Raw genomic sequence first — 15,925 nt, 5'->3', positions numbered from 1 at the left:
CGTGTCCGCCAGGGCCTAAAATCCCGCCCGTTGGTGCCTGCGGCGTGGTTCACGCGCCGCGGTTCAACGGGAAGCAGGAGTGAAGGTCCCCCGAACGCCGTCGAGCGCGTACCGGGCCCGGCCCAAGCCGCCTGCGCTGCCCCCGCAACGGTCAAGCAGACGACGCCGCAAGGCGTCACCCCTATCCACACAGCCACTGGGCACCCTGAAACAGGTGCCTGGGAAGGCGGCGAGGGGCGTTCTGCCAGCCCGGATACCGGCCAACAAGGCGGCTGCCGCATGCACGAGATATTCAGTGCGCGAGGCAGCCATTGCGCCCAGGTGCCGGCGGGGAAGCCGGCACGGGGCATTGACGTTCGTTCGGCACATTTCATGATTTCCCACGCTTCCGTTTTCCGTGGCCGCGCTCCCGCGCGCCGTCTCCGCTTCGCCTGCCTGCCGCTGGCGCTGGCATCCGCCTTCGGCGGCCCGGCCCATGCGCAACAGGCGCCCACCCTCGGCGAGACGGTGGTCACGGCCAACCGCACGCCGCAGGCGCTGTCTGACCTGGTGGGCGACGTGTCGATCATCGACCGCCAGACCATCGAGCGCAGCGGCGCCACCGGCGTGGCCGACGTGCTGGCGCGCCTGCCCGGCATCGAGATCTCGCGCAATGGCGGCATCGGCAACACCACCAATCTGTACATCCGCGGCGCGGAAACGCGCTTCACGGCCGTCTACCTCGACGGCGTGCGCATCGACTCGCAATCGACCGGCGGCGCTGGCTGGGAAGGCATTCCGCTGTCGCAGATCGACCGCATCGAAGTGCTGCGCGGCCCGGCTGCCGCGGTGTACGGCTCGGACGCCATCGGCGGCGTGATCCAGCTCTTCACCAAGCGCGGCGAAGAGGGCATCTCGCCCTACGCGGGCATCGGCTTCGGCAGCTACGGCCTGCGCAAGATCGAAGGCGGCGTGAGCGGGAAGTCGGGCCTGTTCGACTACTCCTTCGGTGTCGAACATGAAGAGAGCAAGGGCTACAACGTGCAGCCGGTCGACAAGCGCAACGTGGTCAAGGACGGCTTCACCAGCCCCGACCGCGACGGCTACAACAGCACCTCGGGCAACGTGAAGCTGGGCTTCCAGCTCACGCCCGACCAGCGCATCGACGCCACGCTGCTCGCGAGCGACATCAAGGCCGGCTACGACGCCACCGTGTCGTACAGGACCAAGCTGCCGTTCCTGTTCGCCAACGACATCTCCAGCAACACGCTGCGCACCGCCGGCCTCACCTGGTCGGCCAAGTGGAACGACGTCTACAGCACCCGCGTGCAGATCACCGATTCGCAGTCGGTCTACAAGACGCAGCCTTCGTTCTACCGCACCGAAACCCACCTGCGCGGCTACCTGTTCCAGAACGAATTCCGCTTCGGCCCGCACCTGGTGACGGCCACCCTGGAACGCCGCGAGGACGCACTCGACAACGCGCCCACCACCAGCTCGAAGCTTCTGTCGCGCGACCGCGCGCAGGACGCGCTGTCGCTGGGCTACGGCTTCGTGCAGGGCCCGCACTCGCTGCAGCTGCATGTGCGCCACGACCGCGACAGCGAATTCGGCGGCAAGACCACCGGCAGCGCCGCCTACGGCTATGCCATCACGCCGTCGCTGCGCTTCACGGCCTCGGCCGGCACCGCCTTCCGCGTGCCCACGCTGTACCAGCGCTTCAGCGAGTACGGCCTGGCGTCGCTCAAGCCCGAATCCAGCCGCAACGTCGAACTGGGCCTGCAGTACACCGAAGGCGCCTCGCACGCCGGCATCGTGGTCTACAACAACCAGGTGCGCAACCTGATCAGCTTCGACGGCACCGCCAAGGGCTGCGCTTCGTCCTTCGGCTGCTACACCAGCACCGCGCGCGCGCGCTACCAGGGCGTCACGCTGTCGGGCGGCCACCGCATCGGCGACGTCACCCTGCGCACCTCGCTCGACTTCCAGGATCCGCGCGACCTCGGCACGCACAACCTGCTGGCTCGCCGCGCGCAGCGCCACGCCACCTTCGGTGCCGACTGGCGCGTCGCCGGCTGGACGCTGGGTGCCGAGGTGCAGACCTCGAGCCGCCGCTACGACGACGCCGCCAACAGCGTCAAGCTCGGCGGCTACACCGTGCTGAACCTGTCGGCCAGCAAGCAGATCACGCGCGACCTGAACCTGATCGCGCGGGTCGACAATGTGGGCAACAAGGACTACCAGTACGCACGCCTGTACGCCACCGCCGGCCGCACCGCGTACGTCGGTCTCAAGTGGACGCCGCAATAAGCAACCCCTCGCGAAGAAGCGACACCGCCGGTGCCGCGGCGGCCGCCTGCGCCGCGGTGCTGGTGGCCGCGCCGGCCTCGGGGCAGGGCAAGACCACGGCCGCGGCCGCGCTCGCGCGGCTGCACACGCGGCAGGGCCGGCGGGTGCAGGCCTTCAAGTGCGGGCCCGATTTCCTCGACCCGCTCTGGCTCGCGCTGGCCACCGGCGCGCCGGTGCATTCACTCGATCTGTGGATGACCGGCGAAGCCGACTGCCGCGAGCGCCTGCGCGCGGCGGCGGCCGACTGCGACCTGCTGATTGTCGAAGGCGTGATGGGCCTGTTCGACGGCACGCCCAGCGCGGCCGACCTGGCCGTGCGCTTCGGCCTGCCGGTGCTGGCCGTGATCGACGCGCATGCCATGGCCGGCACCTTCGGCGCGCTGGCCTATGGCCTGCAGAACTTCCGTCCCGGGCTACCGTGGGCCGGCGTGCTGGCCAACCGCGTGGGCAGCGAGCGCCATGCAGGCATGCTGAAAGACGCGCTGCGCGAGCCGTCTCAATGGCTCGGCGCCTTGCCGCGCGACGCGGGCTTCACGCTGCCCGAACGGCACCTGGGGCTGGTGGTCGCGGACGAACTGGGCGACGCGATGGCGCGCCTCGACGCCGTCGCCGACGTGCTGGCCGGCACGCCGCTGGGGCAGATGGACATCGCGCAACTGCCGCAGGTGCGCTTCGATGCCGCGCCGCCTGCCGCGCCCATGCAGCCGCTGCTGGCCGGCCGCACCATCGCCATTGCGCGCGATGCGGCCTTCTCCTTCATCTACCCGGCGAACCTCGACGTGCTCACCGCGCTGGGGGCGCGCCTTTCCTTCTTCTCGCCGCTCGCGGGCGACGCCTTGCCTCCTTGCGATGCGGTCTGGCTGCCCGGCGGTTACCCGGAGCTGCACGCAGAGGCGCTGTCGCGCTGCGAGCCGATGCGCGCCGCGCTGGCGGCCCACGTGGCGGCCGGCAAGCCTGTGTGGGCCGAGTGCGGCGGCATGATGGTGCTTTTCGAAGAGCTGGCCACGCATGAAGACGAGGGCACAGGCAACGTGCATCGTCTGTGGGGCCTGCTGCCCGGCCGGGTGACCATGCAGAAGCGGCTGGCCGGCCTCGGCCCGCAGCAGCTGCAGCTCGGCAGCCACGCCTTGCGCGGCCACACCTTCCACTATTCGCGCTGCGAGACACCGCTCGCGCCCGTCGCGCGCACCGCCCGGCCGGGCACGACCCAGGCCGTGGGCGCGCAGGGCGGCGAGGCGCTCTACGTGCACGGCCCGGTGCGCGCCAGTTATTTCCATGCGTGGTTCGCTTCCAGCCCGGAAGCCACCGCGCGCCTTTTCGGCGCCATGCCCATCGAGTTGCAAAGCCATGCCCCCCATGAGTAAGCCGGCGACTGTCGAGCACGAGTTCATCCTCGGCGGCCAGAAGAGCGGCAAGTCGCGCCGCGCCGAGCAGCGTGCCGCCGATTGGCTCGCCGCCGGCCCACGCACCCATCGCGCCGTGATGATCGCCACCGCGCAGGCCTACGACGACGAGATGCAGGAGCGCATCGTGCGCCACCAGGCCGACCGCGCCGAGCGCGTGCCCGGCATGCGCACCATCGAGGAACCGGTCGAGCTCGCGCGCGCCATCGTCACGCAGAGCACGCCCGGGACGCTGGTGGTCGTCGACTGCCTCACGCTCTGGCTCACCAACCTGCTGATGCCGATGCCTGTTGAAGACGCCCGTCCCGCCACGCGCACGCCGGCCACGCACATGGGCATGCTGATGGTCGCGCTGCGCGAGGCGCGCGGCCCGGTGGTGCTGGTGGGCAACGAGATCGGCCTCGGCGTGATTCCGCTGGGCCGCGAGACGCGCGCTTTTGTCGATGCGCTGGGCCGCCTGAACCAGGACGTGGCCGCCGCCTGCCACCGTGTGACGCTCATGGCGGCCGGCCTGCCGCTGAGCCTGAAAGCCCCCGCCGCATGAGCATGAAGAAGATCCGCATTCCGCTGGCTGCGATTGGCCTGGCCCTGTTCGCACTGGCGGCGCACGCCCTGGACGTGGTCGACGAGCGCGGCGTGACCGTGAGCCTGCGCGAGCCGCCGCGGCGCATCGTCACGCTGCTGCCTTCACTCACCGAATCGGTTTGCGCGCTCGGCGCTTGCGACAGGCTGGTGGGCATCGACCGTTATTCCAATTCGCCCGAGCAGGTGAAGGCGCTGCCGCAGGTCGGCGGCGGTCTCGACCCGAACGTCGAGGCCATCGTCGCGCTCAAGCCCGATGCGGTGCTGCTCGCCAAGTCGTCGCGCGTCACCCAGCGGCTCGAGGCGCTCGGCGTGAAGGTGCTGGTGCTCGAGCCCAAGAGCCATGCCGACGTGCGGCGCGTGCTCGACAAGCTCGACCAGGTGCTGGGCACGCACGAGGCGCCCAGGGTCTGGCGCGTGATCGACGCCAGCGTGTCGGCCGCCGCGCAGTCGCTGCCCGCGAGCGCGAAGGGCCTGCGCGTGTACTTCGAAGTGAACAGCGCGCCCTACGCGGCGGGCGAGTCGTCGTTCATCGGCGAAACGCTCACCCGGCTCGGCGCAAGGAACATCGTTCCGGCCTCGCTGGGCCCGTTTCCCAAGCTCAACCCCGAATACGTGGTGCGCGCCAATCCCGACCTCATCATGGTGAGCGTGCGCAGCGCGCAGGGGCTGGAGCAACGGCCCGGCTGGGCGGGCATCCGCGCGGTGCGCGAAGGGCGCATCTGCCGCTTCAGCGCGGAGCAGTCCGACGTGCTGGTGCGGCCCGGCCCGCGCATGGACGAGGCCGCGCGCCTGATGGCGCAGTGCCTGATCGACAAGGGCGGCCGTCGGTGAACGCGGCGGTCAGGCACACGGCACACCTGCGGCGGGTTCTGCTGCTGGGCTTCGGCCTGCTGGTGCTCGGCGCCGGGGCGATGCTGCTGGGCCTGGGCATCGGCAGCACCGGCTTCGAGAGCCTGCTGTCGGCGCGGCACGACCCTGTGGCGCTGCAGATCGTGTGGGACATCCGCCTGCCGCGCACCCTCGGCGCCTGGCTGGCCGGCGCCTTGCTCGGGCTGGCGGGCGCGGTGGCGCAGGGGCTGTTCCGCAATCCGCTGGCCGATCCGTACCTGCTGGGCAGCGCCTCGGGCGCCTCGCTGGGCGTGGCGCTGGCGCTGCTGATGTTCGGCGGATCGGCCGCGAGCACGCAATGGGTGATGCGGCTCGGGCTCACCGGCGCGGCCTTCATTGGCGCGGTGGTGGCGGTGATGCTCACGCTGCTGCTCGCGCGCGGCGTGCAGCAGACGCTGCGGCTGTTGCTCGCGGGCGTGATCGTCGGCGTGGTGCTCGGCGCCGCCAAAGACCTCATCACCATCGCCTCGGCCGACATCCTTCAGGCCATCCAGGGCTTCATCCTCGGCAGCACCGGGCTGGTCGGCTGGAGCGCCTGCGCGGTCATGGCGATGGTCGGCGCGGTGTGCCTGCTGCTCGGCTGGGCGCTGGCGCCGGTGCTCGACGGGCTGGCGCTCGGCGAGGCCACGGCGCGCAGCCTGGGACTGCCGCTGGGCGCGATGCGCGCGGCGCTTGTGGTGGTGCTTGCGCTGGCCACCGGCGCGGCAGTGGCGCAGACCGGGCTGATCGCATTCGTCGGCCTGGCGGCGCCGCACCTGGTGCGCTCGGTGGTCAAGACCACGCATGCGCGGCTGATCGTGCTGTCGGCGCTGATGGGCGGCTTGCTGCTGATGTCGGCAGACCTGCTGGCGCGCTGGCTCATCGCGCCGCAGGAACTGCCGGTGGGCGTGCTCACGGCGGTGCTGGGCGGCAGCTACCTGCTCTGGCTGATGCACCGGCGCGGCGCCCGCGGGGGCGTGGCATGAACAACGCACCCGCGCTCGAAGCGCGCCGCCTGAGCGCCACCCTCGGCGCCACCGAGGTGCTGCACGGCATCGACCTGGCGCTCGCGTCCGGCCGCTGGACCAGCATCGTCGGGCCGAACGGCGCGGGCAAGTCGACCTTGCTCAAGGCGCTGGCGGGGCTGCTCGCGCATCGCGGCGAGGTGCGGCTGTTCGGCGAGCCGCAAGCGAAGATTCCGGCGCGCGTGCGAGCGCAGCGCTTGTCTTGGCTCGGCCAGAGCGGCACGGGCGAGGGCAGCGCCGACGACCTGATGGTGTACGACATCGCCATGCTCGGCCGGCTGCCGCACCAGCGCTGGCTGGCAGCGCCCGGCGCGGCCGACCGTGACGCGGTGGAACGCGCGCTGCGCACCACCCAGGCCTGGGACTGGCGCGACCGCCCGCTGGGCCAGCTTTCCGGCGGCGAGCGCCAGCGCGTGCTGCTGGCGCGTGCGCTGGCGGTCGAGGCCGAGCTGCTGCTGATGGACGAGCCGCTCGCCAACCTCGACCCGCCGCACCAGGCCGACTGGATGCAGACCGTGCGAGCCCTCGTCACCGGGGGCAAGACCGTGGTCAGCGTGCTGCACGAGCTGCCGATGGCACTGGCCGCCGACGAGCTGGTCGTGATGAACCACGGCCGCGTGGTGCACCACGGCACCTGCGGCGACCCGGCCACCCATGCAGCGCTGGAGCAGGTGTTCGACCACCGCATCCGCGTGCACCGCGTCGCCAACCAGTGGATCGCGCTGCCGCAGTAACCAACATACGAACCGAAGAATCATGCAGATCGAAACACCCCCCAGCGAGAAGCCTTACGAGAAGCCCGAAGGCGAGCGCCGCGGCATCGTCATCGTGAACACCGGCGACGGCAAGGGCAAGAGCACGGCGGCCTTCGGCCTCGCGCTGCGCGCTCATGGCCGTGGCAAGGCGGTGAAGATCTATCAGTTCATGAAGGTGCCGAGCGCACGATTCGGCGAGCACCGGATGTTCGAGCAGATCGGCATTCCGATCGAGGGGCTGGGCGATGGTTTCAGCTGGAAGAGCCAGGACCTGGAACGCTCGGGGCAGCTCGCGCGCGACGGCTGGGAAAAGGCGAAGGCGGCGATCATGTCGGGCGAGTTTTTTCTCGTGGTGCTGGACGAGATCACGTATCCGCTGATCTACGGCTGGCTGCCGCTCGAGGGCGTGCTCGAGACTTTGCGTGCGCGGCCCAGGCATGTGCATGTGGTGCTGACGGGGCGCCGTTGTCCGCCGGAGATCATCGAGTTGGCCGATACGGTGACTGAGATGACTTTGGTCAAGCACGCGTTCAAGGCCGGGATTCCTGCGCAGCGTGGGATCGAGGATTGACGTGGGGCTGTTTTGTCGTTGTCGTTGTCGTTGTCGTTGTCGTTCAGGGCGCGATCCCGCCGACGGGGTACCTTGCTCCGCGAATGTCCCCCGGCCTTCGGCCTCCTCCTTTATTTCGCTGCGCAAGGCACCCCATCGGCGTGATCGTTCAGAGCACTTGTTGATCGGCCAGCACAACGACCGCGCCTCTTGTGCACAGGGCGCCGGGTGCTCCCCGCAGCGAAATAAAGGAGGAGGCGAAGGCGGGGGACATTCGCCGAGGGGAGTACCCGGTGGCCTGTGCACCCACCCCGAAAGAGCAACGTGACCACCCCAACGTTCACCGAAGAAGAGACACAGGCGGTCTACCGCGCCATCCACGAGCGCCGCGACATGCGCCACTTCGCAGGCGGCCAGGTAGAGCCCGATGTGCTGCGACGGCTGCTCGACGCGGCACACCACGCGCCCAGCGTCGGCTTCATGCAGCCCTGGCGCTTCATCCGCATTCGCGGCCAGGCGCTGCGCCAGCAGTTGCACCGCGTCGTCGAACACGAACGCGTGCTCACGGCCCTTGCGCTCGGCGAACGTGAAGACGAGTTCATGCGGCTCAAGGTGCAAGGGCTGCTCGACGCGGCCGAGCTGCTGGCGGTCACTCTGGCCGACGGACGCGAGAAGCATGTATTCGGCCGCCGCACGCTGCCGCAGATGGACCTGGCCTCGGCCTCCTGCGCCATCCAGAACCTCTGGCTCGCGGCGCGCGCGGAAGGGCTGGGCATGGGGTGGGTGTCGCTGTTCGATCCGGCCGAAGTGTCGGTCCTGCTGGGTCTGCCCGAAGGCGCGGAGCCCATCGGCCTGCTGTGCCTCGGGCCTGTGCACCAGTTCTATGAGGAGCCGATGCTGCAGCGCGAACGCTGGGCGAAGCGCGCGCCGCTGGCGTCGCTGGTGTTCGATGAAAGCTGGGGCCGTCCTTCTGACCTGTTCGACTCAACTTCTTCTTCCACGGAGCCGACCTGATGCTGGCCTTCGACACCGTTCTCTTCGAGCTTGCGCGCCTGTTCCTCTGGCCGGTGACGCTGGGCGTGCTGCTGTCTTTCGTCTATGCGGTTTACTGCCTCGGCGCCTTCGGCATCGAGTACCTGCAGCGGCGCCGCGATCCGTCGCGCGCGCTGCTGCTGCAACGCCACGCCGCCGCGAGCCAGGAGCAGATGGAGCTGGTGGTGCTCAAGCAGCTCGAAGGCGTGCGGCTGTGCAGCCGGGTGGCGCCGATGCTGGGGCTGATCGCCACGATGATCCCGATGGGGCCGGCGCTGGTGGCCGTGGCTTCCGGTGAATCGCAGGGCGTGGCGCAGAGCCTGGCGCCGGCGTTCGCCAGCGTGATCGTGGCGCTGGCTTCGGCATCGATCACCTTCGTGGTCTACACCGTGCGCCGCAGATGGCTGATGCGCGAACTGGTGACAGTTTTGGACGCGCGGGACCGCCTGTCATGAGCCGTCGGCAGTTCTCCATTCTCAGCAGCCTTGACAGCGACGACGATGATCCGGTGCTCTCCACCATCAACCTGATCGACGTGTTCATGGTGGTGATCGGCATGCTGATGATCGCGGTCATCAACAACCCGATGAACCCGTTCGCGCAGGACAAGGTGACGATCATCCGCAACGAGGGCAAGCCCGACATGGAGATCATCACGCGCGAGGGCCAGAAGCTCACGCGCTTCAAGGCCAGCGGCGCGACGGGGCAGGGCGACGGCGAGAAGGCCGGCACGGCCTGGCGGCTGAAGGACGGCACGATGGTCTATGTGCCGGCGGACGCGGTGCCTGCGCAAGGCGGGAAGTGACGCGGGTCTTCTTCTGGTTGTTCGGGGTCCTGGCGATGCTGGGCCTTCTTGCGCCGGCCCATGCACAGCCGGCGGGCGGGCGCGTGGTGGTGCTGAGCACCTCGCTGGTGTCGCCGGCGCGGGTGGTCCGGCTGGAGCACGCGGCGCTTGAAGCGGGGCTGCCGCTGCAGGTGGTGTCGGCGGCCAAGGATGCGCCCGAGGTGCTGGGCGCTGCGCTCGACGGCGCGCGCTTGCTCGTGATCGATGCGCCGCACATCAGCGTGGCGCAGGCCGCCGCCGCCCGCTTCGGCGACGTCATTTCGCGCGCTGCCGTGCCGTATGTGCTGGTCGGCGAGTTCGCGCTCGTCGCCAAGGGCCAGGCCTCCGTCGCCGTGCCGCTCGCGGCTGAGCGGGGCGTCGATGCCGCCTGGGCGCAGCGGCTGCGCGAGTACTGGCGCTTTTCCGGCGCGGCCAACCTCGCCGCGTCGATGAAGGCGATGGCGCGGACCGGCGAGCTGGCGGGGCTGCCGGCACCCGTGCCGTTGCCGCTCGCCGGCCTCTATCACCCCGGCTGGCCGCGCATCGAAACCGGCATCGCCGCGCTCGACCAACTGCCCGGCGACCCCGCAAGCGGCACAGTCGCCATTGCGATCAACAGTGCCACCGTCACCGGCGACGACACAGGCTGGCTCGATGCGCTCATCGCCTCGCTGGAGCAGCGCGGCCTGCGTGCCTATGCCTTCTACGGCCCGCGCCAGCAGAAGGACCTGTTCTTTGGCATGACGCACGCCGGTGGCCGGCGCGTGGCCGACCTGATCGTCAATGCCTCGCTGCTCTTCAGCCCCAACGAGCGCAAGGCCGAGCTGGAGCGCATCGGCGTGCCCGTGCTGCAGACGCTGCCTTCGCTGGCGATGGACGCCGCGCAGTGGGCGCGGAGCAAGGACGGCCTCGCGCAGGCCGACATTGCCTCTTACTACAGCCCCAGCGAGCTGGCCGGCATGACCGACCCGATGCTGGTGAGCGCGCGCGACGCCGCATCGGGCACGCTGCAGCCGCTGCCAGCGCAGATCGGCGCCGTGGCCGCCAAGGCCGCCGCGCTGCTGCGGCTGCAGCGCACGCCGGCGTCGCAGCGGCGCGTGGCGATGCTGGTCTACAACTACCCGCCGGGAGAGGCCAACTTCGGCGCGTCGTTCCTCAACGTGCCGCGCAGCGTGAACAACATGCTCGCGGCGATGAAGTCCGCCGGCTACAGCACGGAGCTGCCGGGCGCCGACGCGCTGATCGCGCAGGTACAGGCGACGATGAAGGCCTACTACCCGACGGGGCAGGACGACGCCTTGCAGCCACTGCTCGAAAGGGGACTGGCCGACGCGATGCCGCTGTCGCGCTACCTCGAATGGTTCCGCGCGCTGCCGGTGGAGACGCAGCGGCGTATCGAGGCCTATTGGGGGCCGCCGGAACAGTCGACCATGCTGCGCCCCGTTTCGGGCGCGCCGGCCTTCGTGATTCCGCGCGTGCGTTTCGGCAATGTCGTGGTGCTGCGCCAGCCGCCGCGCTTCGAGCCCGGCACGCAGGTCGTGGACAAGGCCCAGCAGGTCTATCACCGCTCGGCCGTGCCGCTGAGCCACGGCTACCTGGCCACCTACCTGTGGCTTCGCACGCAGTTCGGCGCGAGCGCGGTGGTGCATGTGGGCACGCATGGCACGGTCGAATGGTCGGCGGGCAAGGAGCGGGGGCTGTCGGTGCAGGACGATCCGCTGCTCGCGCTGGGCGACCTGCCGAACGTGTACCCGTACATCATGGACAACCTCGGCGAGGCCACCACCGCCAAGCGGCGCGGCCGGGCGACGATGGTGAGCCATTCGACGCCGATGTTCGCGCCCGCAGGTTTCCGGCCCGGCGTGCAGGCCATGCACGAGCGCATGCACGACTGGGAAAACCTGTCGCCCGGGCCTGTGAAGACGGCCATGGAAAGGCAACTGACGGCCGAGTTCGTAGAGCAGCACTACGACCGCGACCTGCAATGGACGCCCGCGCGCATCCGCGCCGACTTCGCGGGCTTCATCGCGGTGCTGCATCCGTACCTCGACGAACTCGCGCAGACCGCGCAGCCGCTGGGCCTGGCCACCTTCGGCCAGGCGCCCGATGCCGAACGCCGCCGCATGACGATCCTTCAGATCCTCGGCAAGCCGCTGGTGGAGGCGCTGGGCGAGGATATCGACGAAGCCTTCCTGATCGATGCGAAGAACGTGGCTGCCTCACGGCCCGCGCGTTGGGTGGAGCTGGCGCTGAGCGATGCGCCAGCCGCGAGCGCCATGGGCAAGACCCCGGCCGAGGTGCACAAGCTGGGCGAGCTGGCCGAGCGCGCCCGCAAGCTCGACGCGGTGCTCGCGCACAACGAGGAAATCGAAGGCTTGCTGACCGCACTGGACGGCCGCTATCTCAAGTCCAGCTATGGCGGCGACCCGGTGCGCAACCCCGACAGCCTGCCGACCGGCCGCAACCTCTACGGCTTCGACCCGAGCCGCGTGCCGACGCGTGCGGCCTGGGAAACGGGCGTGGCCGCGATGGACGCCTGGATCGCCGAGCATGCGAGGAGCCACGGCGGCAGGACGCCCGGCAAGATCGCGTTCACGCTGTGGGCCGGCGAGGCTTCGCGCCACCAGGGCGTGCTCGAAAGCCAGGCGTTCTATGCAATGGGTGTGAAGCCGCGCTGGGACGACGCGGGCCGCATGAGCGGCATCGACGTGATTCCGGCGCAGGTGCTGGGGCGTGCGCGCATGGACGTGCTGGTCAGCGTCACCGGCTCCTACCGCGACCAGTTTCCGAACGTGATGCGCTGGCTCGACGAAGCGGTGCAGCAGGTGGCCGCCTTGCCCGAGCCCGGCAATGCGGTGGCGCAGCATAGCGACGCGCTGGCCGGCAAGCTGCGCGCACAGGGCGCGACGCCGGAAGAGGCGAAGCGCTGGTCGACCGCGCGCGTGTTCTCGAACGAGCAGGGCAGCTACGGCGCCGGGCTCGAAGAAGCCGCGCTCGCGAGCGATGCGTGGAAGCGCCAGCAGCGCGGCGGCGGCGACGCGCAGATGGCGCAGCTCTACATGGACCGCATGGGCCACGCCTACGGCAAGGGCCTCGACGGCGCGGCGCGGCCGGGCGCCTATGCGGGCAACCTCGCGCAGGTCGACGCGGCGCTGATGGCCCGCAGCTCCAACCTCTACGGCGTGCTCACCAACGACGATCCCTTCCAGTACCTCGGGGGCATCGCGCAGGCGGTGCGGCAGCTCACCGGCAAGGCCCCGGCGCTGTACGTGCAGAACCTGCGCGACGGCACGGCGGTGCGCACCGACACCGCCGCCGGCGCCATCGCCCGCGAGATGCAGACGCGCTACCTGCATCCGCAGTGGATCGCCGCGCAGAAGGCCGAGGGCTACAGCGGCACGCTGCAGGTGCTGAAGACGGCGCAGTTCCTGTGGGGTTGGCAGGTCACCGCGCCCGATGCGGTGCGGCAGGACCAGTGGCAGTCGCTGCACGACGTGTACGTGCGCGACAAATACAGGCTGGGCACACGCGAATGGCTCGAAGGCGACAACCGCGCGGCGTTCGCGCAAACGCTGGAACGCATGCTCGACGCGGTGCGGCTGAACTACTGGAAGCCGGATGCCGCCACGCGCCGGGAGCTTGCGCGTGCGTATGCCGAGGCGGCGCGGGCCAGCGGCCTGCGCGAGCGGAACGAGGGCGTGCAGAGGTTCGCGCGGCAGCAGCTTGCCGCGCCGACTGCATCTGTCGCGCATGTCGTACCGGTGATCGCGGCGCCGCCAGCCCCTGAGCCCGCCAAGGCCCCGGAGGCCGAGCCGGTTGCCGACGGCGCACAGCCCGTGAGCGGCCTCAGGCTCGAACCCACGCCCGATACGCCTCCGGCGCCGAAGGCCGAATCCGTCGTTCTGCGCCTGTGGGTCGTGTTCGGTGCCGCATTGCTGGTCGCGCTCGGCGCGCTGGCGCAGTGGCGGCGCGGCAGGGCGGCCGCCTGATTCGCGAGAATGGCGGCTCCCATGCCTGCTGACGATTCGCTCCTGTCTTATTCCCTCGCCCTCGCCGGCGCGCTGTGGGTCGCGCTGGCCATCGACCGCTGGCTCGGCGAGCCGCGTGCGTACCTGCATCCCGTGGTGTGGATGGGCAAGTACCTCGGCTGGATCGGCCTGAGCGCCGCGCCGCTGCATCACCAGGCGAAGCCGGTCGACCTGCCGGCCTTCCTCATCGGTGCGCTGACCTGGTGCATCGGCGCGATGGCCGTCTGGGGCGTGGCCTCGGCCTTGCAGGGCGCGATAGTGCGGTGGCTGCCCGCATGGGCGGTGGCCGTGCTGCTGGGCCTGCTGTTCAAGCCGCTGTTCGCATGGCGCATGCTGCGCGACGAAGTACTGGCCGTCGAAGACGCGCTGGCCGTGTCGCTCGACGCGGGCCGCGCGCAACTCTCGCGGCTGGTGAGCCGCGACGTGGCCGAGCTTGGCGAGCGCGAGGTGCGCGAGAGCGCCATCGAGTCGCTCGCGGAGAACCTCAACGACTCGCTGGTGGCCCCTGTGTTCTGGTTCGTGCTGTTCGGCCTGCCGGGCGCCGCGATCTACCGTTTCGCCAACACTGCGGATGCCATGTGGGGCTACCGCGGCGAACGCGGCGGGCGCGACTGGACATGGTTCGGCAAGTGGGCCGCGCGCGCGGACGACGTGCTCTCTTGGGTGCCCGCGCGCATCACGGCATTGCTGCTGGCACTGGCGGCCTTGCGCTGGCCGGCGAGGCTGGCCGAAGAGGCGCGGCGCACCCCGTCGCCCAACAGTGGCTGGCCGATGGCGGCGATGGCTTTGCTGCTCGGCGTGCGGCTGGCCAAGCCCGGCGTGTATGCGCTGAACGCGGAAGGGCGCGCTGTCGCCGCGGCCGACACCCGGCGCGCCGCGCAACTGGGCGCAAGGGCGGTGCTGGCGTGGGCGATGTGCGCTTCGGTGGTCATCGTCGCGGTGCTTGGGGTGACGTGGGAATGACGGACGGCTTCATTCACGGCGGCCCCGACGCATCGGGCGCGGCGCCGCACGACTTCTCGACCAACGGCAATGCGGTGGGCGCATGCCCGGCCGTTCTGGCCGCGCTGCGCGATGCCGATCCCGCGCACTACCCGGATCCGCGCTACACCGCCTTGCGCGTCAGGCTCGCGGGCTTTCACGGCGTGGCGCCGGAGCGCATCGTGATCGCGGCCAGCGCGAGCGAGTTCATCCACCGCAGCAGCGCGGCCGTCGCGCAGGGCGGTGCCCGCACGGTCTGGCTGCCGGCGCACAGCTACGGCGACTACGAGCGTGCCGCGCGGGCCTGGGGCCTGCAGGTGTTGCGCGCGCCGGCGCCGTTCGACGCGGCCGCCTTGCGCTGGTGCTGCGAACCGTCGAGCCCGCTCGGGCAGCCGCAGGCCGATCTCGTGGCGCATGCGCAAGACGAGGGCGGGCCTTGTGTGCTCGACATGGCCTATGAACCGCTGCGCCTCGAAGGCCGGCCTTCGCTGGACACCGCGCAGCGAGACCATGTCTGGCAGATGTGGACGCCGAACAAGGCCATGGGCCTCACCGGCATTCGCGCTGCCTATGCCATCGCTCCCCTTGACGCCGTCGGCTCTCCATTCATGGAGAGCATCGGCCTGCTGGCGCCCTCGTGGCCTCTGGGCACGCACGGCGTGGCGCTGCTGGAGACATGGACCGCCGACGACGCCCAGCACTGGCTCGCACAAAGCCTGGACACCCTTCGCGAATGGAAAGCGCAGCAGCGCGCCGTCTGCGAGTCCCTCGGCTGGGAGTGCGTGCCCAGCGACGCGAACTTCTTCTGCGCCCGCACCGACAAGCCATATCCCCGTTTCGCCGCGGCACTGCGCGCCCAGGGCATCAAGCTGCGCGACTGTGCTTCGTTCGGCCTGCCGGGCCATGTGCGGCTCGGCGTGCTTTCGCCTGCGAGCCAGCAAGCCTTGAAACAGGGGTGGACAAGCGCGGCGTGTTCCCCCGAACATCCGCTCTGAGCTGACACCCGAACAAGAACCATGCTCTACGCCATCACCACGCTCTTCCTTTGCCAACTTGCCGGTGAACTGCTCGTGCAGTGGCTCAACCTGCCGATCCCGGGGCCGCTGATCGGCATGCTGCTGCTGTTCGTCGGCCTGCTCGTGCGCGGCGGCGTGCCGCAGTCGCTGACCGACACCTCGGGCCATCTGCTGCGCAACCTGATGCTGCTTTTCATCCCGGCCGTGGCCGGCGTGATGCTGCATTTCGAGCGGGTGGGGCGCGAGTGGCTTCCGTTCCTCGCGGCCGGCATCGTGGGCGCGGCCTTCACCATGACGGTCACCGCGCTCACCTTGCGCTGGATGATCCGCATCACCGGCAAGGATGCGGAATGAGCGCCGCGCCGGGCCGCCCCAAGCAAGCTCGCACCGCAGCGCGAAGCGCGGAGGTCTTCCGATGACGAGCGCCGCGCCGGGCCGCCCCAAGCAAGCTCGCACCGCAGCGCGAAGCGCGGAGGTCTTCCGATGACGAGCGCCGCGCCGGGCCGCCCCAAGCAAGCTCGCACCGCAGCGC

Annotated in this window: 14 protein-coding genes and 1 riboswitch; all 14 genes read left to right on the top strand. The window is 70.3% G+C overall.

Annotation, left to right across the window (positions count from 1 at the left end; genetic code table 11):
* Window positions 1–15: 15 nt before the first annotated feature.
* A riboswitch (cobalamin riboswitch) is annotated at window positions 16–279 on the top strand.
* Between the two features lie 93 nt (window positions 280–372).
* The 14 genes from ACQY8B_RS12650 (at window position 373) to ACQY8B_RS12585 (ending at window position 15,747) form a co-directional block, all read left to right on the top strand.
* Complete coding sequence (locus tag ACQY8B_RS12650) at window positions 373–2,289, top strand: TonB-dependent receptor domain-containing protein (RefSeq protein ID WP_422087015.1); 1,917 nt, start codon at window positions 373–375, stop codon at window positions 2,287–2,289.
* Complete coding sequence (locus ACQY8B_RS12645) at window positions 2,274–3,692, top strand: cobyrinate a,c-diamide synthase (RefSeq protein ID WP_422087014.1); 1,419 nt, start codon at window positions 2,274–2,276, stop codon at window positions 3,690–3,692. The genes ACQY8B_RS12650 and ACQY8B_RS12645 overlap by 16 nt, the downstream gene beginning before the upstream one ends.
* Window positions 3,676–4,275 carry a bifunctional adenosylcobinamide kinase/adenosylcobinamide-phosphate guanylyltransferase gene (locus ACQY8B_RS12640; RefSeq protein ID WP_422087013.1) on the top strand — a complete coding sequence of 200 codons (600 nt, stop codon included), beginning with the start codon at window positions 3,676–3,678 and terminating at the stop codon, window positions 4,273–4,275. The genes ACQY8B_RS12645 and ACQY8B_RS12640 overlap by 17 nt, the downstream gene beginning before the upstream one ends.
* Window positions 4,272–5,147, top strand: a complete 876-nt coding sequence (locus ACQY8B_RS12635) for an ABC transporter substrate-binding protein (RefSeq protein ID WP_422087012.1) — start codon at window positions 4,272–4,274, stop codon at window positions 5,145–5,147. The genes ACQY8B_RS12640 and ACQY8B_RS12635 overlap by 4 nt, the downstream gene beginning before the upstream one ends.
* Window positions 5,144–6,169, top strand: a complete 1,026-nt coding sequence (locus ACQY8B_RS12630; protein WP_422089192.1) for a FecCD family ABC transporter permease — start codon at window positions 5,144–5,146, stop codon at window positions 6,167–6,169. Before ACQY8B_RS12635 ends, ACQY8B_RS12630 begins: the two co-directional genes overlap by 4 nt.
* A complete protein-coding gene (locus ACQY8B_RS12625; protein WP_422087011.1) occupies window positions 6,166–6,942 on the top strand; it encodes an ABC transporter ATP-binding protein in 777 nt (258 codons plus the stop codon). Before ACQY8B_RS12630 ends, ACQY8B_RS12625 begins: the two co-directional genes overlap by 4 nt.
* 22 nt (window positions 6,943–6,964) lie before the next feature.
* Entirely contained in the window at window positions 6,965–7,534 is a 570-nt protein-coding gene (gene cobO, locus ACQY8B_RS12620; RefSeq protein ID WP_422087010.1) for a cob(I)yrinic acid a,c-diamide adenosyltransferase, read from the top strand.
* Between the two features lie 303 nt (window positions 7,535–7,837).
* On the top strand, window positions 7,838–8,527 hold the full coding sequence (gene bluB / locus ACQY8B_RS12615; protein ID WP_422087009.1) for a 5,6-dimethylbenzimidazole synthase: 690 nt from the start codon (window positions 7,838–7,840) through the stop codon (window positions 8,525–8,527).
* Window positions 8,527–9,000 carry a MotA/TolQ/ExbB proton channel family protein gene (locus tag ACQY8B_RS12610; protein WP_422087008.1) on the top strand — a complete coding sequence of 158 codons (474 nt, stop codon included), beginning with the start codon at window positions 8,527–8,529 and terminating at the stop codon, window positions 8,998–9,000. The genes bluB and ACQY8B_RS12610 overlap by 1 nt, the downstream gene beginning before the upstream one ends.
* Window positions 8,997–9,350, top strand: a complete 354-nt coding sequence (locus ACQY8B_RS12605; RefSeq protein WP_081266948.1) for a DUF2149 domain-containing protein — start codon at window positions 8,997–8,999, stop codon at window positions 9,348–9,350. The genes ACQY8B_RS12610 and ACQY8B_RS12605 overlap by 4 nt, the downstream gene beginning before the upstream one ends.
* A gap of 35 nt (window positions 9,351–9,385) precedes the next feature.
* Window positions 9,386–13,357 carry a cobaltochelatase subunit CobN gene (gene cobN / locus ACQY8B_RS12600; protein WP_422087007.1) on the top strand — a complete coding sequence of 1,324 codons (3,972 nt, stop codon included), beginning with the start codon at window positions 9,386–9,388 and terminating at the stop codon, window positions 13,355–13,357.
* Between the two features lie 9 nt (window positions 13,358–13,366).
* On the top strand, window positions 13,367–14,359 hold the full coding sequence (cbiB, locus tag ACQY8B_RS12595) for an adenosylcobinamide-phosphate synthase CbiB (protein WP_422087006.1): 993 nt from the start codon (window positions 13,367–13,369) through the stop codon (window positions 14,357–14,359).
* The gene (locus ACQY8B_RS12590) at window positions 14,356–15,372 is read left to right on the top strand and encodes an aminotransferase class I/II-fold pyridoxal phosphate-dependent enzyme (protein ID WP_422087005.1); all 1,017 of its coding nucleotides are present in this window, start codon (window positions 14,356–14,358) and stop codon (window positions 15,370–15,372) included. The genes cbiB and ACQY8B_RS12590 overlap by 4 nt, the downstream gene beginning before the upstream one ends.
* 21 nt (window positions 15,373–15,393) lie before the next feature.
* Window positions 15,394–15,747, top strand: coding sequence for a CidA/LrgA family protein (locus ACQY8B_RS12585; protein WP_422087004.1), 354 nt, complete (start codon window positions 15,394–15,396; stop codon window positions 15,745–15,747).
* Window positions 15,748–15,925 lie beyond the last annotated feature (178 nt).

It is taken from the genome of Variovorax sp. (assembly GCF_965279555.1).
Classification (GTDB): domain Bacteria; phylum Pseudomonadota; class Gammaproteobacteria; order Burkholderiales; family Burkholderiaceae_C; genus Variovorax.
Note: the sequence above shows the minus strand (reverse complement) of the source record. Positions and strands in the feature narration are given on the sequence as shown.